Source organism: Flavobacterium chilense, assembly GCF_001602525.1.
In the GTDB taxonomy this organism is placed as follows: domain Bacteria; phylum Bacteroidota; class Bacteroidia; order Flavobacteriales; family Flavobacteriaceae; genus Flavobacterium; species Flavobacterium chilense.
On record NZ_LSYT01000013.1, the window covers coordinates 71,549 to 93,030 of the forward strand.

At 33.0% G+C, this 21,482-nt stretch carries 19 protein-coding genes, 4 tRNA genes and 1 pseudogene; 23 read left to right on the forward strand and 1 reads right to left on the reverse strand.

The window, feature by feature from the left end; translation table 11 throughout:
- Window positions 1-362 precede the first annotated feature (362 nt).
- The 7 genes and pseudogenes from A4F88_RS23525 to A4F88_RS23555 all read left to right on the forward strand — a co-directional run bounded on the left by A4F88_RS23525 (window position 363) and on the right by A4F88_RS23555 (window position 10,839).
- Window positions 363-3,485, forward strand: coding sequence for a SusC/RagA family TonB-linked outer membrane protein (locus tag A4F88_RS23525; RefSeq protein ID WP_068845370.1), 3,123 nt, complete (start codon window positions 363-365; stop codon window positions 3,483-3,485).
- An 8-nt stretch (window positions 3,486-3,493) separates the two neighbouring features.
- Window positions 3,494-5,062: a RagB/SusD family nutrient uptake outer membrane protein gene (locus tag A4F88_RS23530; protein WP_068845375.1), complete on the forward strand. Its 1,569-nt coding sequence runs from the start codon at window positions 3,494-3,496 to the stop codon at window positions 5,060-5,062.
- Window positions 5,063-5,244: 182 nt separating this feature from the next.
- Window positions 5,245-7,230, forward strand: a complete 1,986-nt coding sequence (locus A4F88_RS23535; protein WP_068845377.1) for a putative porin — start codon at window positions 5,245-5,247, stop codon at window positions 7,228-7,230.
- Between the two features lie 48 nt (window positions 7,231-7,278).
- Entirely contained in the window at window positions 7,279-8,640 is a 1,362-nt protein-coding gene (locus A4F88_RS23540; RefSeq protein WP_068845379.1) for a pyridoxal-phosphate dependent enzyme, read from the forward strand.
- A gap of 81 nt (window positions 8,641-8,721) precedes the next feature.
- Entirely contained in the window at window positions 8,722-9,204 is a 483-nt protein-coding gene (locus tag A4F88_RS23545; protein ID WP_068845381.1) for a 3'-5' exonuclease, read from the forward strand.
- 76 nt (window positions 9,205-9,280) lie between these two features.
- Window positions 9,281-10,551 (forward strand): annotated as a pseudogene (locus A4F88_RS23550) (DUF2851 family protein).
- Between the two features lie 60 nt (window positions 10,552-10,611).
- On the forward strand, window positions 10,612-10,839 hold the full coding sequence (locus tag A4F88_RS23555) for a PspC family transcriptional regulator (RefSeq protein ID WP_026985787.1): 228 nt from the start codon (window positions 10,612-10,614) through the stop codon (window positions 10,837-10,839).
- Window positions 10,840-10,915: 76 nt separating this feature from the next.
- Here the strand turns inward: A4F88_RS23555 and A4F88_RS23560 are convergent, their stop codons facing one another.
- Complete coding sequence (locus A4F88_RS23560) at window positions 10,916-12,367, reverse strand: amino acid permease (RefSeq protein WP_068845383.1); 1,452 nt, start codon at window positions 12,365-12,367, stop codon at window positions 10,916-10,918.
- Window positions 12,368-12,642: 275 nt separating this feature from the next.
- Between A4F88_RS23560 and A4F88_RS23565 the strand changes: the two genes are divergently transcribed.
- The 16 genes from A4F88_RS23565 (at window position 12,643) to rplL (ending at window position 21,289) form a co-directional block, all read left to right on the forward strand.
- On the forward strand, window positions 12,643-13,530 hold the full coding sequence (locus A4F88_RS23565) for a ComEA family DNA-binding protein (RefSeq protein WP_068845385.1): 888 nt from the start codon (window positions 12,643-12,645) through the stop codon (window positions 13,528-13,530).
- Between the two features lie 16 nt (window positions 13,531-13,546).
- Complete coding sequence (locus tag A4F88_RS23570; RefSeq protein WP_068845387.1) at window positions 13,547-14,689, forward strand: acyl-CoA dehydrogenase family protein; 1,143 nt, start codon at window positions 13,547-13,549, stop codon at window positions 14,687-14,689.
- A gap of 146 nt (window positions 14,690-14,835) precedes the next feature.
- Entirely contained in the window at window positions 14,836-15,030 is a 195-nt protein-coding gene (rpsU, locus tag A4F88_RS23575; RefSeq protein WP_035684969.1) for a 30S ribosomal protein S21, read from the forward strand.
- Window positions 15,031-15,175: 145 nt separating this feature from the next.
- Window positions 15,176-16,069: a tyrosine-type recombinase/integrase gene (locus tag A4F88_RS23580; RefSeq protein ID WP_068845389.1), complete on the forward strand. Its 894-nt coding sequence runs from the start codon at window positions 15,176-15,178 to the stop codon at window positions 16,067-16,069.
- Between the two features lie 34 nt (window positions 16,070-16,103).
- A complete protein-coding gene (gene hpf, locus A4F88_RS23585) occupies window positions 16,104-16,406 on the forward strand; it encodes a ribosome hibernation-promoting factor, HPF/YfiA family (protein WP_068845391.1) in 303 nt (100 codons plus the stop codon).
- 90 nt (window positions 16,407-16,496) lie between these two features.
- Window positions 16,497-16,570: transfer RNA gene (locus tag A4F88_RS23590), tRNA-Thr, on the forward strand.
- A 127-nt stretch (window positions 16,571-16,697) separates the two neighbouring features.
- Window positions 16,698-16,778, forward strand: a tRNA-Tyr gene (locus A4F88_RS23595).
- Window positions 16,779-16,866: 88 nt separating this feature from the next.
- Window positions 16,867-16,938: transfer RNA gene (locus tag A4F88_RS23600), tRNA-Thr, on the forward strand.
- Window positions 16,939-16,993: 55 nt separating this feature from the next.
- Window positions 16,994-18,181 (forward strand): elongation factor Tu, encoded by a 1,188-nt coding sequence (gene tuf, locus A4F88_RS23605; protein WP_068845393.1) that lies wholly within the window; start codon window positions 16,994-16,996, stop codon window positions 18,179-18,181.
- 60 nt (window positions 18,182-18,241) lie between these two features.
- Window positions 18,242-18,312: transfer RNA gene (locus A4F88_RS23610), tRNA-Trp, on the forward strand.
- 18 nt (window positions 18,313-18,330) lie between these two features.
- On the forward strand, window positions 18,331-18,528 hold the full coding sequence (secE, locus tag A4F88_RS23615; protein WP_041517377.1) for a preprotein translocase subunit SecE: 198 nt from the start codon (window positions 18,331-18,333) through the stop codon (window positions 18,526-18,528).
- Between the two features lie 10 nt (window positions 18,529-18,538).
- The gene (nusG, locus tag A4F88_RS23620) at window positions 18,539-19,090 is read left to right on the forward strand and encodes a transcription termination/antitermination protein NusG (protein WP_029273444.1); all 552 of its coding nucleotides are present in this window, start codon (window positions 18,539-18,541) and stop codon (window positions 19,088-19,090) included.
- A gap of 67 nt (window positions 19,091-19,157) precedes the next feature.
- Entirely contained in the window at window positions 19,158-19,595 is a 438-nt protein-coding gene (rplK, locus tag A4F88_RS23625; RefSeq protein WP_008466923.1) for a 50S ribosomal protein L11, read from the forward strand.
- A 13-nt stretch (window positions 19,596-19,608) separates the two neighbouring features.
- Entirely contained in the window at window positions 19,609-20,298 is a 690-nt protein-coding gene (gene rplA / locus A4F88_RS23630) for a 50S ribosomal protein L1 (protein ID WP_012024013.1), read from the forward strand.
- A gap of 22 nt (window positions 20,299-20,320) precedes the next feature.
- A complete protein-coding gene (rplJ, locus tag A4F88_RS23635; RefSeq protein WP_068845395.1) occupies window positions 20,321-20,824 on the forward strand; it encodes a 50S ribosomal protein L10 in 504 nt (167 codons plus the stop codon).
- A gap of 93 nt (window positions 20,825-20,917) precedes the next feature.
- The gene (gene rplL / locus A4F88_RS23640; protein ID WP_007807437.1) at window positions 20,918-21,289 is read left to right on the forward strand and encodes a 50S ribosomal protein L7/L12; all 372 of its coding nucleotides are present in this window, start codon (window positions 20,918-20,920) and stop codon (window positions 21,287-21,289) included.
- Window positions 21,290-21,482 lie beyond the last annotated feature (193 nt).

Below are 21,482 nucleotides of genomic sequence, written 5' to 3' on the forward strand. Positions count from 1 at the left end.
AGCAAATATTGCGATTTTTTTTGAAAGAATTTATGAGATTTTTTGATATATAGGCTTGGATTTATCAAAAAGTTAAAAAAGGATTTAAATTTCATCAGGTTTTTAAAAGTTAACGCTGTTTTTTATGGAGTTAACTGTTTATAGTGCGTAAATGTTAAAATCTTGTTAAGTGTTGAATTTACATAAATTTAAATTTAATACATAATTTAAAGAATATAGCTATTAAAAATGACGAATTATTGTCATTTTGTGACTAGTGTTAATAGATTATTAATTATTTAGATTAAAATTAAGTTAAAAACTTTTGGTGTTTTAAGAAATAATTAAGATGTTTGCCACATACTAATTCAAAATAAATTAAAATGAAATTAAAATTTAAATGGATTTTTACGCTACTAGTAGCGTTGTCTATGCAGTTTTCTTTTGCTCAGGAGAGAACTGTAACTGGAAAGGTCTCTGATAAAACAGGGGTTATTCCAGGAGTTAATGTTCTTGTTAAAGGAACTAAAGTTAATACTGCAACTGATTTTGACGGAAGTTATTCCATAAAAGCAAAAACAGGTGACGTGTTAATATTCTCATACGTAGGTATGAACAACAAACAAGTAACTGTTGGTTCATCAAACTCAGTAAATGTTCAATTGGAATCTGAGGCCCAATTAATGAATGAGGTTGTAGTTGTTGGTTACGGTGTACAAAAGAGAAAAGAAGTAACAGGTTCTATTTCTAAAATTGCTGGAAAAGACATCGCTAACTTAGTTACTCCGAGTTTTGAAGGTGTTTTGGCTGGTAGAGCAACAGGAGTTCAGGTATTGACTAATACTGGTATTCTAGGGGTTGCTCCAAAAATTAGAATTAGAGGTATTGGATCTATTTCTGGTAGTACAGAGCCATTAATTGTAGTTGATGGTGTGCCTATTTACTCTGGTGATATTGGAGGAGTTTCTTCTACAAATGGTTTGGCAGATATCAACCCAGAAGATATTGAATCTTTTGACGTTTTAAAAGATGGAGCTGCAACGGCTATTTATGGATCTAGAGCTGCAAATGGAGTTATTTTGATTACTACTAAAAGTGGTAAAAAAGGTAGTTTAAAAGTTTCTTATTCAACAGTTTTTGGTGTTGCTAGTACTGCTAAAACATACGATTTATTGCAAACACCTGATTTCTTAACAATTTCTAATGAAAAAAGAACCAACAGAGGACAAACTCCTTGGGCTATTGGAAATACATATAATACTGATTGGCAAGGTGCAATTTTTAGAAATGCACCACAAGTTACTCATAATCTTAATTTTAGTGGTGGATCAGATAAGACTAAATATTACTTGTCTTTAGGGTATTCTGATTTAGATGGTATCAATTTAGCTAACGATATGAAAAAATATTCTGTTAGAACTAATATAGATCAGGAAGTGAACAAATGGTTAAGTGTTGGTACAAATTTAAGTGTGAGCAGAACTGAATATAATGGATTAAATGTTAGTCCTAGTGGTCTGTCAGGTAATGTTTTTAATGCAATCAGACAGTTACCAAACACACCAATTTACAATCCAGCTAACCCAACAGGATATAACCTTTCGCCAAATAATGCGAATGTTGGTCAATGGGATAATACTGATCCTGCGGGAGATAATATTACAAATATTGTTTATGTTCTTAATCATAATAAATATAAGTCAACAACAACAAGAATTTTGCTTAGTGCATTTGCTAATGCAAAAATTACTTCTGATTTGAGTTATAAATTACAAGTAAGTGGTGATAATGCTATCACTGATGGTTACCAATATTGGAATCCAATTCATGGTGATGGACGTGGAACTAACGGATACTTGTATCAAGATAACACAAACCTTTTAAGATGGAACTGGCAGAATATTTTGAACTACAAGCACACTTTTGCAGAAAATCATAACATCGGTGTAACAGGTGTAGCTGAATATCAAAAATCAAGAGCGAAAAACTTCTGGGGTACTGGAACTGATATTTTAAGTGATTTCTATGATCAGAATTTAGTTACAGGTACTTATAGTACTAAAGATTCTGGTGGTGGTGCTTCTGAAAAAGGGATTATCTCTTACTTAGGACGTTTTACATACAATTATAAAGAAAAGTATTTTATACAAGCTTCTTTAAGACGTGATGGAATTTCTCAGTTTGAAAAAGATGTTAGATATCATAATTTCCCTGGAGTTTCAGCTGGTTGGACAGTTTCTAAAGAAAATTTCATGGAAGGAATTAGTAAAGTAGTTTCTGATTTGAAATTAAGAGGTTCTTATTCTGAAGTAGGTAACGTTGATATTTTAAATGGTGCAGCTTATCCTTCTAAAGGTCTTTTGGTTGGTTCTCCTTATGGACCTAATAATGGTCTTGGTTATTATCAATTTGGTAATGAAACATTACAATGGGAAACAAGTAATAAAACTGACTTTGGTGTAGATTTAGGTTTGTTCAATAATCGTTTAACTTTGGCTTTTGATTATTATAAAAATGATATTGATGGGTTAGTTTTAGCAGCACCAGTTGCTCCATCTTTAGGTATTCCTAATAGTATTATCAACTCGAACGTTGCAAAAATGTATAACCAAGGTTATGAATTCTCTGCTAGTTTTAAAGCAATAAATACAGCAAATTTTTCATGGGATGTTTCTTCTAACTTAACGCTTACTAAAAACGTAGTTACTAGTTTAGTTCAAGGACAAGATATTCCAGGTGGTTCATCATCTTTTGGTTCATCTACAGATATTGCGAACATTGCACCAAATATAATTATTAGACAAGGTGAGTCTATTAACTCTTTATACGGATATAAATATTGGGGAGTTAACAAAGCAAATGGTAACCCTGTTTATTATAAAGCAGATGGTAGTTTAGTACAAGCTGTATTGCCAGGAACTAGTTACACTGTTTTTGATCCTAATAATCCAGCAACAGCAGGTGCAGCAGCATCATTAAGTCTTGCAGATAAAGTAATCTTAGGAAACACTTTACCAAAATATTATGGATCATTTACATCTACTATGAAATATAAAAATCTTGATTTTGGTTTTATGTTTAGATTTAGTGGAGGAAATAAAATTTTCAATGCAACAAGAAGAGAGTTAATGAACCAAAACTTCAACAACAATGGTACTGAGATTTTGGGAAGATGGCAAAGTGTAGATAATCCTGGAGATGGATGGACACCAAGATTATATGCTTCTTCAAATACTTCAACTAACCTTTCAGGAAGTGCATCTTCTCGTTTTGTTGAAAAAGGTGATTTTATCTCACTTGATAATATTAGCTTAGGATATACATTACCTAAATTGGTATTAGATAAATTAGGAGTTGATAACTTTAGAATTTTTGCTCAGGCACAAAACATCTGGCTAATTTCAAAATATAAAGGTATCAATCCTGAAATGGAAACTAATGGAGTAGATATCAATGGTACTCCACGTTCTAAAGTGGTCTCAGTTGGATTAAATGTAAGTTTATAAAAAAACATATGAAAAATATAATAAAATCAATTTTACTTTCTCTAGTTGTACTCGGGATGAGCTCATGTACAGAGGAAAAACTATTGGATTTGAAACCAATAAATAATATTTCTGATGCGGATGCATTTACAACTCCTGCTTATATAGCTGCTTATATGAATGGTGTTTATAATGCTGCTGGAATTGGACAATATAACGCTGCATCAACTAGTCCAAATGGTGGTAGAGGTTATATTTGGGGAGCAGCTTTTGTTGAACAAGGTGAAGCAAGAGGTGAAGATGTTGTAAACATGGCTACTTTTTATCAGTTAACTTATACAGCAACTTATGATCCAACAACTGCTAATAATGTTTACTATTGGGTTGATGGTTACAGATTAATCAACAGATGTAATCTTATGATAGAAGGAGCTACAGGAGCTGTAGCTAAAGGTGTTATTACACAAGCTGTTGCAGATGATTATATTGGGCAAGCTAAATTTTTAAGAGCAATCACGCATTTTGAAATTCTTACCAATTTTGCAAGGCCATATAACTTTACAGCTGGTGCAACGCATCCTGGTATACCATACAGAGAAGTTGGAATTAATACAGTTGCAGAAATAAATTCTGAGCTACTAAAACCTAGAAATACAGTTGCAGAATGTTATACAAAAGTTTTGGCTGATTTAACAGATGCTGAAAAATTAATTTCTTCAAATGGTTTTACAGGAGGTAGAGTAGTTGCTAAAGCAACAAAATCTGCTGCAATAGCTTTCAAAACAAGAGTTTATCTTCAAAAAAGAGACTGGGCAAATGTAATTGCTGAAGGAATTAAATTAAACGGACTTTATACTTTAACAACTGATCCTTATGGTCCTTTTGTATTAGCTAATAATTTAACTAACTCTGAGTCTATTTTCTCTATTCAACATTCTTCTACATCTAATCCTGGTGTAAATGCATCTTTGGCTAGTATTTTGAAAAATAGAGCATTGGTTTGTATTAGTCCAATTCTTTGGAGAGACCCACAATGGTTGGCAGATGATAAAAGAAGAGAAGATGGTAAGTTTATCTATACTGCATCTGGTATTAAATATACAAATAAATACACAGATGTTGTTAATCAGTCAGATGCTGCACCAATTATTAGATATGCAGAAGTAGTATTAAATATGGCAGAAGCTCAAGCGCGTTTATCAAACTTACCAGTAGCTTTAACGTTATTAAATTCTGTTAGAAATAGAGCTTTAGCTAATCCAGCTACTCAAGCATACACTGCTGCGTCTTTCACTACTGATGCAACTATGGTTGCAGCTATTTTGAAAGAAAGAAGAATTGAGTTCTTACAAGAAGGACGTAGATGGGCTGATATTCACAGATTACAAGGGGATCCAATTGCTTCTGTTGCGATAAATGGAATTCCAGCTAAAGTTGCTAATGCTACTCCTTCTACTACAGCTTTTGTACTTGGCAATAGTTATGTTATTACTACTCCAGTGGCTGCTGTTCCTGGTTCTGATTATAAATTCTTATGGCCAATACCACAAACTGAATTAAGTACTAATCCAAATGTAGCTCAAAATACAGGCTGGTAGTATAAAAATAAATATTTTGATTTTTTTGAAAACCCTCAACCACTTTTCTGGTTGGGGGTTTTTGCTTGTATGATATGACCTGAAAAATAGTCTCAATAACAATGATTTGTTTTTTTATACGTTTTTATCTTTTACCTTTGCCTGACAAATTTTGTCGAAATAATTACATATAAAGCCATCAAATGAGAATATTCTTTTTTCTATATCTATTAGTTGTACCAGCGTTATTGTTTTCTCAGGAAAAAAACGTTCCTAAAAAGAATTTAGATATGAATACAAAATATTCAAGTATAACAGATACTGTAAAAAAGAAAAAGGCAAAAATTGCAACTATAGATCAGTATCAGATTATTACATTAGAGCATGATACTACTTATGTTGACACATCTTTGACACTAAAAAGTGCTTATAAGCAAAATCATATTAGAAAAGATGAATTTGGACTTTTACCTTTCTCAAATATTGGACAAACCTATAATACATTACAATATAGTTTAACCAGTTTTTCACCTTATCCGGAAATTGGTTTTAATGGAAAACATTTTAACTATATGCAGGCTGATGAAATTCGATATTATTCGGCAGCAACACCACTAACAGAATTGTTTTTCAATACAACAATTAATAAAGGTCAGAATGTAGATTCGTTTATTACCTTAAATACTTCAAAAAATCTTAATTTTTCAATCGCATATAGAGGTTTACGTTCAGAAGGAAATTATATAAACCAGTTAGTTAGTGCAGGAAATTTCAGGTTTACAACCAGTTATTTTACAACTGACAGAAGATATGCCATAAATGCTCATTATACTTATCAGGACAATTCAAATGAAGAAAATGGCGGAATTACAAGACCATCTGATTTTGAAAGTGATAATAAAGATTATAAAAACCGTCAGAGATTACAAGTGTTTTTGACAGATGCAAAATCATTTCTTAAAGGAAGACGTTTGTTTTTTGATCATGCCTTTAGAGTAAATCCAAATGGAGGAAATAATAATTTGTATATAACACATCAATTTAACTACGAAAATAAATATTTCGAGTATAATCAGCCAACAGTAGCGTCAACAGTAACAACATCGACAGGTGCTAATCTGACTGTTAATAGATTTGGTAATTCCTATGTTACCAGCGGTATAAATGATCAGACAAAATATGAAAGGCTTTACAATAAAGCAGGCCTTACCTATGAAAATGTTCTTCTAGGGAAGTTTAATTTTTTTGTAGATGATTACAGATCTAATTATGAGTATGGAAGAATTATCGTAAAAGACAGTGGGAAAACAATTATTCCTAATAACTTATTTGTGCAAATTAATAATGTAGGAGGGCAATATGAATATCAAAAAAATAAATGGAATGGTCGTTTTTTATATTCAAGATCAATTACAAATCAGTCACTTTCTGATTTAGATGCAAAGTTGCGTTACGAAATGAATGATAAAATTCAATTTGATTTTAGATATCGTAACATTAATAAACTGCCAAATAATAATTATAACTTATATCAAAGTAGCTATATAAAATACAATTGGTCGAATAATTTTAAGAATGAAAAAATTAACTCTCTAGGAGCTAATGTTTATACCCCTTGGTTAAATGCAGAAGTTCAATATACCATTTTAAAAGATCATTTATATTTTGCAGATGTTTCATCTCCAACAGAAGCACAGAATTATACCCAAATTATAAACCCTGCTCAATATGGAAATGCGATTAATTACCTGGAATTAAAAGTAAGTCGTGAGTTTAAATTTGGTCATTTTGCTTTAGATAATACTTTATTATATCAGAAAGTAGATCAGTCAGATTTGATTTTAAATGTGCCGGATTTTGTAACAAGAAATACATTTTACTACTCAGGTCATTTTTTTGATAAAGCATTGTTTTTGCAAACTGGAGTCGTTTTTAACTATTTTACAAAATATTATGGTAACGATTACAATCCTGTTATTGGGGAATTTTTTGTTCAAAAAACAAAAGAAATTGGGGGGTATCCTTTGTTTGATCTTTTTCTTAATGCCAGAATTCGCCAGACTAGATTTTATGTAAAAGCTGAACATATAAATGCTATTTTTTCTAAAAGCGATTATTATTCCGCGCCTAATAATCCTTATCGTGATTTTGTTATCCGATTTGGTTTGGTTTGGAATTTCTTCCAATAAAAATCAAACCTTTATTACATTAAAAACCAAATATTAAAATTAAATAAAATGGACTTTTCAAATAATATTTTAGAAACAATTGGTAATACACCATTGGTAAAACTCAACAAAATTGTTGCTGAAATTGATGCACTAGTATTGGCAAAAGTCGAAACTTTTAATCCCGGAAATTCTGTAAAAGACAGAATGGCCGTAAAAATGATTGAAGATGCAGAGGCAGATGGCCGTTTAAAACCTGGAGGAACTATTATCGAAGGAACTTCTGGAAACACCGGAATGGGGTTGGCACTTGTAGCTATTATAAAAGGGTATAAGCTGATTTGTGTAATGTCAGACAAACAGTCAAAAGAGAAAATGGATATTTTGCGTGCTGTAGGGGCAAAAGTAGTAGTTTGTCCTACAGATGTTGAGCCAACAGATCCACGTTCTTATTATTCTGTTTCAAAACGATTAGCAAGTGAGACACCAAATTCATGGTATGTAAATCAGTATGATAATATGTCAAACTCTTTAGCACATTACGAACAAACGGGACCGGAAATCTGGAAACAGACAGAAGGGAAAATTACTCATTTTGTGGTTGGAGTAGGAACAGGTGGAACTATTTCAGGAGTTGGAAGATACTTAAAAGAAAAAAATCCAAATATTAAAATTTGGGGAATTGATACCTATGGTTCTGTCTTTAAAAAATATCATGAAACAGGAATTTTTGATGAGAATGAAATCTATTCCTATATTACAGAAGGAATTGGAGAGGATATCTTACCAAAAAATGTTGATTTCTCTTTAATCGATGGATTCACCAAAGTAACGGATAAAGATGCAGCTGTTTATACAAGAAAAATTGCCCTTGAAGAAGCTATTTTTGTTGGAAATTCAGCAGGAGCCTGTATAAAAGGATTATTACAGCTTAAAGAGCATTTTAAGCCGGATGATGTAGTTGTAGTACTTTTTCATGATTCAGGGAGTCGCTACGTAGGTAAAATGTTTAATGACGATTGGATGCGTGAACGTGGATTCCTAGATGAAAACGTTACTAAAGCCGAAGATGTTATCAAAGATCATATTGATAAACAATTGATCGTTGTTCGTACGGAAGAATTAGTTTCGCATGCTATTGAAAGAATGCGTAAGTACAAAATTTCGCAAATTCCGGTAGTAGATATCAACGGATTTGTTGGTTCTGTAGATGAGACAGATTTATTTAGAAGTTACGTTGCAGATAAAAATGTAGCTGAAAAACCTATTAAAGAAGTAATGGGAAAACCTTTTCCTATTGTAAAATTAGGTACACCAATCGAAGAAGTTTCTAAATTATTCACTAAAGAAAATGACGCAGTTTTAGTTGATCTTGAGAATGGAAATCATCATATTATTACAAAATATGACATCATTGGATCAATAAAATAAGTTAATAAACAACTTTATACATCCATAAATCTAGTTTTCAGGAATTAGGTTTATGGATTTTTTTAATCAATATATTTGAAAATGAATTTTACAGCCATAGATTTTGAAACGGCAACTGGATATCATCCTTGCTCAGTTGGTATTGTTACTGTTGAAAACGGATTGATTGTAGATGAATTTGTTACTCTCATAAAGCCGCCAAACAATGAATACAATTCATTTACAATTCAGGTACATGGCATCTATCCTCGTGATACAGTTAATGCAAAGACATTTTTGCAAGTCTACCCTGAAATTGAAAAGAGATTAAAAAACAGAGTGATTGTAGCGCATAATGAAAGCTTTGATCGGAATGTTTTGATGAAATCAATGATGCTAAATGGATTAAATTATGAGGATCTTAATATTGCTGCTAAATGGGAATGTACAGTAAAAATTTATAAAGCAAAAGGGCTGAAGCCTACAAAATTGAGTGATTGCTGTCGCGAAATGAAGATCCAGTTAAGTCACCACGAAGCATTATCTGATGCAAGAGCATGTGCCAAATTATATTTGTTAAAATAAAAAAGATAAAAATATTGTAAGATTAATATTATTTTAATTATTTTAGGCTTTTATAAATCGTTGTATAAGCCTAAGCATGAAAGAAGATTTTCTTCATTATATCTGGAGATTCAAGAAGTTTGAAACACTAAATTTACGAACAACCAGAAATGAGCAAGTAACTATTATTAAAGTTGGAGATTATCTGGAGCTTTCCGGTCCGGATTTTTTTAATGCCCAAATTAAAATCGGAAAACAAAAATGGGCGGGGAATGTAGAAATTCATTTAAAGTCTTCTGATTGGTATTTACATAATCATGAAAAAGATTCTGCCTATGAGAATGTGATTTTGCATGTAGTTTGGGAACATGACGCTGAAATATTCGATAAAAGCAATACAGAAATCCCTGTTTTGGTGCTAAAAGATTACGTCTCCTTAGAAATTATTTCGGCTTACCATTCTTTGATAACTCCTAAATCATGGATATTTTGTGAGAAAAATATCAAAGAGGTTGATGGTTTTGTGTTTCAGAATTGGCAAGAACGCTTATTTTTTGATCGTTTAGAGCGAAAATCAAAATTTATATATGATTTATTGAAAGAAACCAATCAGGATTGGGAAGCAGTTTTGTTTTTGTTATTGGCAAAGAATTTTGGGTTAAATACAAATGGAAATTCATTTTTTCAAATTGCGAAGTCAATCCCATTTTCGGTTATAAGGAAAGAAAGCTTTGAAGTAGAAAATCTTGAAGCTCTATTTTTTGGGAGCTCTGGTCTGTTAGATCATGATAAGGAAGATGTTTATTTTACAGATTTAAAAATTAGGTATTATTATCTTCTGAATAAATATCAATTAGAGAAAAGTCATGTCGATCAGATTCAGTTTTTTAAACACCGACCGGATAATTTTCCAACAATCCGACTTTCGCAATTGGCTAATTTGTATGGGAAACATCAAAATTTGTTTTCTAAAATTATTACTTTAAAATCAGCTGAAAAAGTTTATAATATATTGACAGTTTCTTCTGGTTTATATTGGCAAAACCATTATCAGTTTGATAAAGAGAGTCCGAAGAAGCCTAAAATATTGTCTAAATCATTTCTCGATTTATTATTATAAACACCATAATCCCTCTTCAATTTGCTTATTCGCATATAAAAGGAGAATCGATTTCTGATGATTTAATTGAATTTCTAAATGAAGTTTCTCCTGAAAAGAATGCAATTATTGATAAATTTCATTCATTTGGGATTTTCTCAAAAAATGCTTTTCAAACACAAACATTATTGGAGTTAAAAAATGAATATTGTAATAAAAAGGCTTGTCTTCAATGTGCATTAGGAATGGAATTGTTAAAGAATAATTAGTGATTAGAAATGTCTCAGATTATTTTTTGTATTTTTAACCAAAATCTAATATCAAAAACAATGTCAGCTATTTTAAAATTAAAATTCTTCTTTGAAAAATACGGTTTTCATGTATCTTCAAGATTAGCAGATAAATTGGGAATGCGGGTAACAAGTGTAAGGTTGTTTTTTATTTATATCTCGTTTGTCACTGCTGGATTAGGTTTTGGAATTTATTTAACCCTGGCTTTTTGGATTCGGCTTAAAGATTTAATTCGGGCAAAAAGAACTTCTGTTTTTGATTTATAAAGAAGATTAATGAAATAAAAAAGGATCATAAAATGTTTAGTTTTATGATCCTTTTTTTATTATGTATTATAGAATATTATTTTTCAGGATTATTTAATTTACTGTTTTTCTTACCGTAAAGAAAGTAAATAGCAATACCTAGTGCCATCCAGACAACAAGTCTTACCCAGCTTTCGTTAGGTAATGAATACATTAATGCCAAACAAATTACGATACCAGCAATAGGTACATAAGGAACTAGTGGTGTTCTGAAAGATCGCGGAGCATCCGGCATTCTTTTACGCATCACCATAACTCCAATACAAACTAATACAAAAGCTAATAAAGTTCCAATACTTACCATATGTCCTAAATCACTTACCGGAACAAGACCAGCAAATAAACTTACAAACACTAAAAAGAAAAGGTTTGTTTTCCAAGGAGTACGGAATCTAGGATGAATCGAACTAAAAAATGGAGGTAATAAACCGTCTTTACTCATTGTGTAAAACACACGGCTTTGCCCCATAAGCATAACTAATATTACTGATGTATAACCAGCTAAAATAGCTACAATTAAACCAGTTTGTAAAAAGTCGTATCCGGTTTTAGCAAAGGCAGTAGCGGCTGGTTTAGCATCTCCTGCAAACTCTTTATAATTAACAAGACCTGTCATTACGTGAGCAAAAAGCACATATAATAAGGTGCAGATTATTAGAGATCCTAAAATTCCAATCGGCATTCCTTTTTGTGGATTCTTAGCTTCTTGTGCAGCTGTAGATACAGCATCAAAACCAATAAAAGCAAAAAATACAGTTCCGGCTCCTGCAGCAATTCCAGACCATCCAAATTCTCCAAATACACCTGTATTTTGTGGTATGTAAGGCGTATAGTTAGAAGTGTCAATATAGCTCCATCCTAATACAATAAAGACAAGAACAACCGCTACTTTTACAACAACTAATAAGTTGTTTAATGTAGCTGACTCTTTTGTGCCTCTAATTAATAATAGGGATAACATAGATACAATGAAAATGGCAGGTAGATTTACAATTCCGCCTTCGATAACTGTTCCATTACTTAATTTCAGGGTTTCCCAGGGTGAACAAATATATTCATGCGGAAGATGTATTCCGTATTTATTTAATAATTCTAACAAATAACGAGACCAGCTTACACCAACGGTGGCGGCTCCCAAAGCGTATTCTAAAACTAAATCCCAACCGATAATCCAGGCCATAAATTCTCCCATTGTAGCGTAAGAATATGTATATGCGCTACCTGCAACCGGAATCATTGAAGCGAATTCTGCATAACAAAGACCTGCAAAAGCACATCCAACTGCTGCTAAAATAAAAGAAAGTGTAACTGCTGGTCCGGCATGTTCTGCTGCGGCAATTCCTGTTAACGAGAATAATCCGGCTCCAATAATTGCACCAACTCCAAGCGCAACAAGCGACCGTGAAGATAAGGTTCTTTTTAAGCCTTTTTCAGATTCGGATGCTTCGTCAAGCAATACCGAAAGTGGTTTAGTTTTCCAAATTGACATACTATTATATTGGTTTATTGTTATTAAGCTCCAAATGTATCGTTTTTTGTAAAAAATAAAAACATTTATCATGTTTTAAGTTATAAAATATTTAAATTTTTTATAAAACTCGCAATGATTATTCTTTAACCTCTGAGATTCATTAAATTAATTCAGCTTTAATCAGAGAATAATTAATTTACCTGAATAGCTTATTTTTAATATTTTTCTTAATAAATCAATATGTTTTTGCTTTATTTGTTGTTTTAAATTTAAAATATAAGTTCTGATTAATAATGAAAAATAGAATTATTACATCGCATTTAAAGTTTACAAATCATCAGCGTACAGGGATTTTTTTACTTTTTCTGGTTATTGTTGTTTTACAGGCGGTTTACTTTTTTGCAGACTTTAGCTTTTCTGAGAAAACCTTTCCTGAAAAGCAACAATGGATGGCTTTACAATCGGATATTGATTCGCTAAAATTGGTTAGGTCAAATGAAAAGCAGGGGATGCGTACTTTTAATCCCAACTTTATTTCAGATTATAAGGGATACAAGTTAGGAATGACGATTGAGGAAATAGACAGGTTGTTAGCGTTTCGTAAAGAAAATAAATATGTAAACTCTGCTAAGGAGTTTCAGGAAGTGACAATGATCTCAGATTCTTTATTAAGTGTTATTTCTCCATTTTTTAAATTTCCGGATTGGATTCAGAATAAATCTAACTTCAGGGCAGAAAAAAAAGAGTTTGTTAAAAATGTTTATCCAAAAAAAGAAAAGATAATTGTTTTGGATATCAATCAGGCTACTCAGGAAGATCTCATTAAGATTTATGGGATAGGTGAAGCTTTGTCATTGCGAATTTTAAAACAAAAGGGAATTTTAGGTTGCTTTGTTTCCATGGAACAAATGAATGATATTTGGGGGCTTTCGCCAGAAGTAATAGCAGAATTAAATAGTCATTTTAAAGTTTTACTGCCTTCGGGTTTCAAGAGGATAAATGTAAATGATGCTTCTTTAAAAGAGTTGTCGCAATTCCCTTATTTTAAATATTTACTGGCAAAAGAAATAGTGACTTATCGAAGTATGAACGGAAATTTTAATAATATTGAGGATTTAGCAAAAATTAAAGGTTTTCCTGTTGAAAAAGCAAAAATAATTAGTTTATATTTGGAGTTCTAAAAAAAGGGAAACAAAAATGAATTTTGATTACAACGAAATGCAATCTATGATTGCTCAGTCTATAAAAGATTTTGCAGAGAAAAATATTAAGCCATTTATAATGGAATGGGATGAAGCTCAGATTTTTCCAATTTCCTTATTTAAAAAATTAGGAGAAATGGGATTTATGGGGGTTTTGGTTCCTGAAGAATATGGAGGATCTGGTTTGGGTTATCATGAATATATTACAGTGGTTGAAGAAATTGCAAAAGTAGATCCTTCAATTGGTTTATCAGTTGCGGCTCATAATTCACTGTGTACAAATCATATCTTGACTTTTGGAAACGAGGAACAAAAGAAAAAATGGTTGCCAAAATTAGCTACAGCTGAATATATTGGAGCTTGGGGTTTGACAGAACACAATACGGGTTCTGATGCCGGTGGGATGAATACAACAGCAGTAAGAGACGGAGATCATTGGATCGTAAATGGAGCTAAAAATTTTATTACACATGCTATTTCTGGAGATGTTGCTGTAGTGATTGTTCGTACAGGCGAGAAGGGTGACTCTAAAGGTATGACCGCCTTTGTTTTCGAAAAAGGTATGAAAGGGTTTACTTCAGGTAAAAAAGAAAATAAGTTAGGAATGCGCGCCAGTGAAACTGCTGAATTGGTTTTTGATAGTTGTAGGGTTCCGGATGCAAACAGATTAGGAGAAGTTGGCCAGGGATTTATTCAGGCCATGAAAATATTAGACGGAGGACGAATTTCAATAGGGGCTTTGTCTTTAGGAATCTCAAAAGGAGCGTACGAAGCTGCTCTTAAATATTCAAAAGAAAGATATCAGTTTGGGCAGCCAATCAGTAATTTTCAGGGAATTTCGTTTAAGCTGGCTGATATGGCTACAGAAATTGAAGCTTCTGAGTTATTGTTACATAAAGCTGCATTCTTAAAACAGCAGCATAAACCTGTAACAACATTGGGAGCTATGGCGAAAATGTATGCATCAGAGGCTTGTGTAAAAATTGCAAATGAAGCTGTTCAGATTCACGGAGGTTACGGTTATACAAAAGATTTTCCAGTTGAGAAATTCTACAGAGATTCTAAATTGTGTACAATTGGGGAGGGAACTACTGAGATTCAGAAAGTAGTTATTTCCAGAAATCTGCTTAAAGAATAAACGAAAAGAAGTTTTGATTTATTCGCTTGTAGTTTTAAGTCTGCATCCTCATTTTTGTTCAAGTGAAAAATAATTTACAATTTATGGCTCATAATTCATAATTAATATATACTTTTGCAGTCTTAACGAGAGGAGGTGTCTATATTATGTTAATTATACCAATTAAAGACGGAGAAAATATCGATAGAGCATTAAAGCGCTATAAAAGAAAATTTGATAAAACAGGAACTGTTCGTCAATTAAGAGCACGTACTGCTTTTATTAAGCCATCAGTTATTAAAAGAGCTCAAATTCAAAAAGCAGCTTACATTCAAAACTTGAGAGATAGTTTAGAGAGTTAGTATTTAGCTTTTCAAAAATAATTACCGTTAGTTGTCGAAATTTTGACGCTAACGGTTTTTTTATGCTTAATTTTGAGGTGGGCAAGTAAGGAATTCGGGTTGTTTTTTTTATGTTGTGTAATGTAGGGAGAAAAGAGTTTGTTTTATGAAATCAAATAAGGAAGCATTTCGTGATTATCTTCAGTTGGAAAAAAAATATTCAACTCATACGGTTAATGCTTATTTGAGAGATATTTTGTTTTTTGAAACGTTTAATAAAGAACATTTTGAACAAGAGAATGTTGAGTATGTTAATTATAGTCAGATAAGGAGTTGGATAGTTTTGTTAGTTGATGCAGGTGTTTCTAATGTATCTGTTAATAGAAAAATGGCTTCTTTAAAATCTTTTTATAGATTCCTTTTGAAAACGAAGCAAATTGAAGTTAGTCCAATGCTGAAGCATAAAGCATTGAAAACTTCTAAAATTGTTCAGATTCCTTTTTCTGAAAAAGAACTGGCGGATTTGATGCAAGAAGTGGGTGATCCGGTTGGTTTCGAGGAGGTGCGTGATAAGCTTATTGTTGATTTGTTTTATACTACCGGAATGCGGAGAGCTGAATTGATTCATTTGATGAAAGCGAATGTTGATTTGTCTTCTAATGTGGTAAAGGTTTTAGGTAAGCGTAATAAGGAGCGTATCATTCCTGTTTTACCGATAATTGCTGAGCAGTTTAGTTTGTATTTGGCAGAGCGTGAATTGCTTGAAGAAATCGTTGATGGGGATTTCTTTTTTATTTCTCGAAAAGGGTTAAAATTGAGTGAATCTTTTGTGTATCGATTAATAAATTCTTACTTTAGTAAAGTCTCTGAAAAAGTAAAAAAGAGTCCGCATGTGCTCCGGCATACTTTTGCGACTCATTTATTGAATAATGGGGCAGATTTAAATTCAGTTAAGGAATTATTAGGGCATTCAAGTTTGGCGTCTACGCAGGTTTATACTCATAATAGTTTAGCAGAGCTTAAGAAAGTGTATAATAATGCGCATCCAAGGGGTGAATGATAATTCTGAAATGTTTAACCCAAAAATTTGTATTATGAAGGTAGATGTTCATGCAGTTAACTTTACTGTTGACAGAAAATTGGTAGATTTTATTCAGGAGAGAATGGATAAGCTAGAAAAGTATTATGATCGAGTTGTTTCGGCAGACGTTTTTTTAAAAGTAGAAAGAACAAGTGATAAAGAGAATAAGGCAGTAGAGATTAAGATTAATGTTCCGGGGGATGATTTTTTGGTTAAAAAGCAGTGTAAAACATTTGAGGAGGCAATTGAGCTTTCGGCGGAATCTTTAGAACGTTTGCTTGTAAAAAGGAAAGAAAAAATAAGAGCACATATATAATTGAAATTTTTTTTAAAAAATGTTTTGATTCAAAGATAAAATAGCTACATTTGCAGTCCGTTAGAAATAGCGGACTTTTTTAATGCATTCGCCGATGTAGCTCAGCTGGCTAGAGCAGCTGATTTGTAATCAGCAGGTCGTGGGTTCGAGTCCCTCTATCGGCTCAAAAAAAAGTTTCAAATGCGATTTGAAACGAGTTCTTTTAAAATATTGAAAAGAAATATTTGTGATATTAAGGAGTGATTTTGAGATTTAATCTGAAAATTATAGTTTTAAGTCATGAATTATTTAGGGGAGATACTCAAGCGGCCAACGAGGGCAGACTGTAAATCTGCTGTGTGAACTTCGCAGGTTCGAATCCTGCTCTCCCCACAAAAAAAGAAGTTAAGATTTCGGATTGTAGATTTTGGGTGTCAAAAAACTAAAGTCTAAATTCAAAAATCTAAAATCAGAACTCTCTGCCGGTGTAGCTCAGGGGTAGAGTGCTTCCTTGGTAAGGAAGAGGTCTCGGGTTCAAATCCCGACATTGGCTCAAGTAAGTAGGAAATTGAAAATTAATATATAACTAAGATTAAAAATTAAGTAAAATGGCAAAGGAGAATTTTAATCGTTCCAAACCGCACTTAAACATAGGTACAATTGGACACGTAGATCACGGAAAAACTACATTAACTGCTGCAATTACAAAAGTATTGTCAGATGCTGGTTACTGTCAAGCAAAATCGTTTGATCAAATCGATAACGCTCCAGAGGAGAAAGAAAGAGGTATTACTATTAATACATCACACGTAGAGTATGAAACAGCTAACCGTCACTACGCTCACGTTGACTGTCCAGGTCACGCGGATTACGTAAAGAACATGGTTACTGGTGCTGCTCAAATGGACGGAGCTATCTTAGTAGTTGCTGCTACAGATGGTCCAATGCCACAAACTCGTGAGCACATTCTTTTAGGTCGTCAGGTTGGTATTCCAAGAATCGTTGTTTTCATGAACAAAGTGGATATGGTTGATGATGCTGAATTGTTAGAGCTTGTTGAAATGGAAATTAGAGATTTATTATCTTTCTACGAATATGATGGAGATAATGGTCCTGTAGTTCAAGGTTCTGCTTTAGGAGGATTAAATAATGATCCTGCTTGGGTACCAAAAATCATTGAATTAATGGATGCTGTTGATGCTTGGATCGAAGAGCCAGTGCGTGACGTAGCTAAACCATTCTTGATGCCGGTTGAAGACGTATTTACAATTACTGGTCGTGGAACTGTTGCTACAGGTCGTATCGAAACAGGTATTGCTAATACAGGAGATCCAGTTGAAATCATTGGTATGGGAGCTGACAAATTAACTTCTACTATTACAGGAGTTGAGATGTTCCGTAAAATCCTTGATAGAGGTGAAGCTGGAGATAACGTAGGTTTATTGTTAAGAGGTATTGATAAAGAATCTATCAAAAGAGGAATGGTTATCATTAAGCCAGGATCAGTAAAACCACACGCTACTTTCAAAGCAGAGGTTTATATCTTGAAAAAAGAAGAAGGTGGACGTCATACTCCATTCCATAATAACTACCGTCCACAGTTCTACGTACGTACAACTGACGTAACAGGAGTTATTACTTTACCAGAAGGAGTAGAGATGGTAATGCCAGGAGATAACTTGACTATTAATGTTGCTTTATTAAGCCCAATCGCAATGAGCGTAGGTTTACGTTTTGCTATCCGTGAAGGTGGTAGAACAGTAGGAGCAGGTCAGGTGACTGAAATCATAGGATAATCCTATAAAAATTATAAAAAGCCAGTTGATTTTCTTAACTGAGATCACTGGCTTTTAATTACGGGCGTAGTTCAAGGGTAGAATAGCGGTCTCCAAAACCGTTGATGGGGGTTCGAATCCCTCCGCCCGTGCAATAAAAAATATATCAAATGACAAAAGTTACTAATTATTTATCAGAGGCTTTCGAAGAGTTAAAGTCAAATGTTACTTGGCCTGCTTGGGCTGAGGTTCAAAAATTGACAATTGTTGTGGCTGTATTTTCGGTTTTATTCGCTTTGGCAACATGGGGAGTAGACGAATTTTTTGCAAAAGCTTTGGCTGGATTTTTTAACTGGTTAAAAGGATAATTTTTTTGTGATGGCAGATAATAATGTGAAAAAATGGTATGTGGTTAGAGCTGTAAGCGGACAAGAAAATAAAGTCAAAGCTTACATTGAAACTGAGATTGCCAGATTAGGTATGGGTGATTATGTTTCCCAGGTTTTGGTACCTACTGAAAAAGTAGTTACAGTAAAAGAGGGAAAAAAAATGTCTAAGGATAAAGTTTATTTCCCTGGATATGTTATGATTGAAGCTAACTTAGTTGGTGAGATACCTCATATTATTAAGTCTATTACTAGTGTAATTGGTTTTCTGGGAGAAATCAAAGGAGGAGAACCTGTTCCTTTGAGACTTTCTGAAGTAAACAGAATGTTAGGTAAAGTAGATGAGTTAGCTGTAAATACAGATACTCGCGCTATTCCTTTCAACTTAGGAGAAACTGTTAAAGTGATCGATGGTCCTTTCAATGGTTTTAACGGTACAGTTGAAAAAATCAATGAAGAAAAGCGTAAACTTGAAGTAATGGTTAAGATTTTCGGAAGAAAGACTCCATTAGAATTAAGCTTTATGCAAGTTGAAAAAGTATAATTTTTTGTTACACATATAATATCCATTGTAATCGCTTCCATTGATTACAATGTTAAATTTTTTAAAAATGGCTAAAGAAATTAGTAAGGTAGTTAAACTACAAGTTAAGGGAGGTGCTGCGAACCCGTCGCCACCGGTTGGACCTGCTTTAGGAGCTGCTGGGGTTAATATCATGGAGTTTTGTAAGCAATTTAATGCTAGAACTCAGGATAAACCTGGCAAAATTTGTCCAGTGCAAATCACTGTGTACAAAGACAAATCATTCGATTTTGTTGTTAAGACTCCTCCAGCAGCAGTTCAGTTAATGGAAGCTGCAAAGCTAAAATCTGGTTCTGGTGAGCCTAATCGTAAAAAAGTAGCTAGTGTTACTTGGGAACAAATTAGAACTATTGCTGAAGACAAAATGCCGGACTTAAACGCTTTCACTATTGAGAAAGCAATGAGTATGGTTGCTGGAACAGCTAGATCTATGGGTATAACTGTATCAGGAGATGCTCCTTTTTAATTAAGAAAAAGACATGGCAAAATTAACAAAAAAGCAAAAAGAGGCTGCTTCAAAAATTGAAAAGAACAAATTATACTCTCTAAAAGATGCTGCGGCATTATTGAAAGTTGTTGCTTCTGCAAAATTTGATGAGTCTGTTGATATCGCAGTTCGTTTGGGTGTAGATCCAAGAAAAGCGAATCAAATGGTAAGAGGTGTGGTAACTTTACCTCACGGAACAGGAAAGGATGTTAAAGTATTAGCATTGGTTACTCCAGATAAAGAGGCTGAAGCAAGAGAGGCTGGAGCAGATCATGTTGGTCTTGATGATTACCTACAAAAAATTAAAGATGGTTGGACAGATGTTGATGTAATCATCACTATGCCGGCTGTTATGGGTAAATTAGGTCCATTAGGTCGTATTTTAGGACCTAGAGGTTTAATGCCAAACCCTAAAACAGGTACTGTAACTATGGATGTTGCAAAAGCTGTTCAAGAGGTTAAAGCTGGTAAAATTGACTTTAAAGTTGATAAAACTGGTATCGTTCACGCAGGAATTGGTAAAGTTTCTTTTGGAGCTGAGCAAATTGTTGACAACGCACACGAAATTATTCAAACATTAATAAAACTTAAACCAACTGCTGCTAAAGGTACATACATCAAAGGTATTCACCTTACAAGCACTATGAGTCCTGCTATTGCATTAGACCCAAAAGCAGTATAATTGGTAGTTAAAAATTTTTAGTATGACTAGAGAAGAAAAATCAATCGCGATTGAAAATTTAACTGCGCAGTTAGCTGGTACAAATATCATTTATGTATCTGATATTTCTGGTTTAAACGCAGAAACAACTTCAAACTTACGTAGAGCTTGTTTTAAAGCTGGTATCAAATTAGAAGTAGTAAAAAACACTTTGCTTGCAAAAGCAATGGAAGCTTCTTCTACTGATTATGGTGATTTACCTTCAGTTTTGACTGGTAATAGTGCTATATTCATTTCTGATGTAGCTAATGCTCCTGGAAAAATCATTAAAGATTTCCGTAAGAAATCTGATAAACCAGTTTTAAAAGGTGCTTTCATTAACAATGAAATTTATATTGGAGATAACCAATTAGATGCATTAGCAACTATTAAATCTAAAGAAGAGTTACTTGGAGAACTTATTGGATTATTACAATCTCCAGCTCAAAGAATTATTTCTGCTTTACAAAACAAATTCGCAGGTAGCGAAGAAGAAACTGAAGCATAATAATCAAAGCAGGGGAGCTTGCTTCCTTGTTGCTTAATTAGCGCACAATAATTAAATTATATTTTTTACAAATCATTTTAAACGATAGAGAAAATGGCAGATTTGAAACAATTCGCAGAACAATTAGTTAACTTAACAGTTAAAGAAGTTAACGAATTAGCAACAATATTAAAAGACGAGTATGGTATCGAGCCTGCTGCTGCAGCTGTAGTAGTTGCTGCTGGTGGTGGAGAAGGTGCTGCTGAAGAAGCACAAACTGAATTTACAGTTGTATTAAAAGAAGCTGGTGCTTCTAAATTAGCTGTTGTAAAATTAGTTAAAGAACTTACAGGTTTAGGTCTTAAAGAAGCTAAAGATGTAGTTGATGGTGCTCCAAGCAACGTAAAAGAAGGTGTTTCTAAAGAAGAGGCTGAAGGTCTTAAAAAATCATTAGAAGAAGCTGGAGCTGTTGTTGAGTTAAAATAACAAAACACAGTTTAGAACTAGGTTTAGACCTTGGACGGAATCGTTCAAGGGTCTAAACCATTTTTCGTATAATAAAATATATCAAGTTTTATTATCAAATAGTTTAAAATACGAAAAAGTTTTTGATCAATACGAAGAAAAAAAATTGAACTTACTTTTACCGGTTTATTTTTAAAGATGTATTGATTATAAT

Bases quoted from the DNA above. Each gene is read 5' to 3' on its own strand.
- rplA (WP_012024013.1), top strand. From the start codon at position 19,609: ATGGCAAAATTAACAAAAAAGCAAAAAGAGGCTGCTTCAAAAATTGAA.
- rplJ (WP_068845395.1), top strand. From the start codon at position 20,321: ATGACTAGAGAAGAAAAATCAATCGCGATTGAAAATTTAACTGCGCAG.
- rplL (WP_007807437.1), top strand. From the start codon at position 20,918: ATGGCAGATTTGAAACAATTCGCAGAACAATTAGTTAACTTAACAGTT.
- A4F88_RS23555 (WP_026985787.1), top strand. From the start codon at position 10,612: ATGTCAGCTATTTTAAAATTAAAATTCTTCTTTGAAAAATACGGTTTT.
- rpsU (WP_035684969.1), top strand. From the start codon at position 14,836: ATGTTAATTATACCAATTAAAGACGGAGAAAATATCGATAGAGCATTA.
- A4F88_RS23580 (WP_068845389.1), top strand. From the start codon at position 15,176: ATGAAATCAAATAAGGAAGCATTTCGTGATTATCTTCAGTTGGAAAAA.
- A4F88_RS23565 (WP_068845385.1), top strand. From the start codon at position 12,643: ATGAAAAATAGAATTATTACATCGCATTTAAAGTTTACAAATCATCAG.
- nusG (WP_029273444.1), top strand. From the start codon at position 18,539: ATGGCAGATAATAATGTGAAAAAATGGTATGTGGTTAGAGCTGTAAGC.
- A4F88_RS23535 (WP_068845377.1), top strand. From the start codon at position 5,245: ATGAGAATATTCTTTTTTCTATATCTATTAGTTGTACCAGCGTTATTG.
- A4F88_RS23545 (WP_068845381.1), top strand. From the start codon at position 8,722: ATGAATTTTACAGCCATAGATTTTGAAACGGCAACTGGATATCATCCT.
- hpf (WP_068845391.1), top strand. From the start codon at position 16,104: ATGAAGGTAGATGTTCATGCAGTTAACTTTACTGTTGACAGAAAATTG.
- A4F88_RS23530 (WP_068845375.1), top strand. From the start codon at position 3,494: ATGAAAAATATAATAAAATCAATTTTACTTTCTCTAGTTGTACTCGGG.
- A4F88_RS23560 (WP_068845383.1), bottom strand. From the start codon at position 12,367: ATGTCAATTTGGAAAACTAAACCACTTTCGGTATTGCTTGACGAAGCA.
- secE (WP_041517377.1), top strand. From the start codon at position 18,331: ATGACAAAAGTTACTAATTATTTATCAGAGGCTTTCGAAGAGTTAAAG.
- A4F88_RS23570 (WP_068845387.1), top strand. From the start codon at position 13,547: ATGAATTTTGATTACAACGAAATGCAATCTATGATTGCTCAGTCTATA.
- A4F88_RS23525 (WP_068845370.1), top strand. From the start codon at position 363: ATGAAATTAAAATTTAAATGGATTTTTACGCTACTAGTAGCGTTGTCT.
- tuf (WP_068845393.1), top strand. From the start codon at position 16,994: ATGGCAAAGGAGAATTTTAATCGTTCCAAACCGCACTTAAACATAGGT.
- A4F88_RS23540 (WP_068845379.1), top strand. From the start codon at position 7,279: ATGGACTTTTCAAATAATATTTTAGAAACAATTGGTAATACACCATTG.
- rplK (WP_008466923.1), top strand. From the start codon at position 19,158: ATGGCTAAAGAAATTAGTAAGGTAGTTAAACTACAAGTTAAGGGAGGT.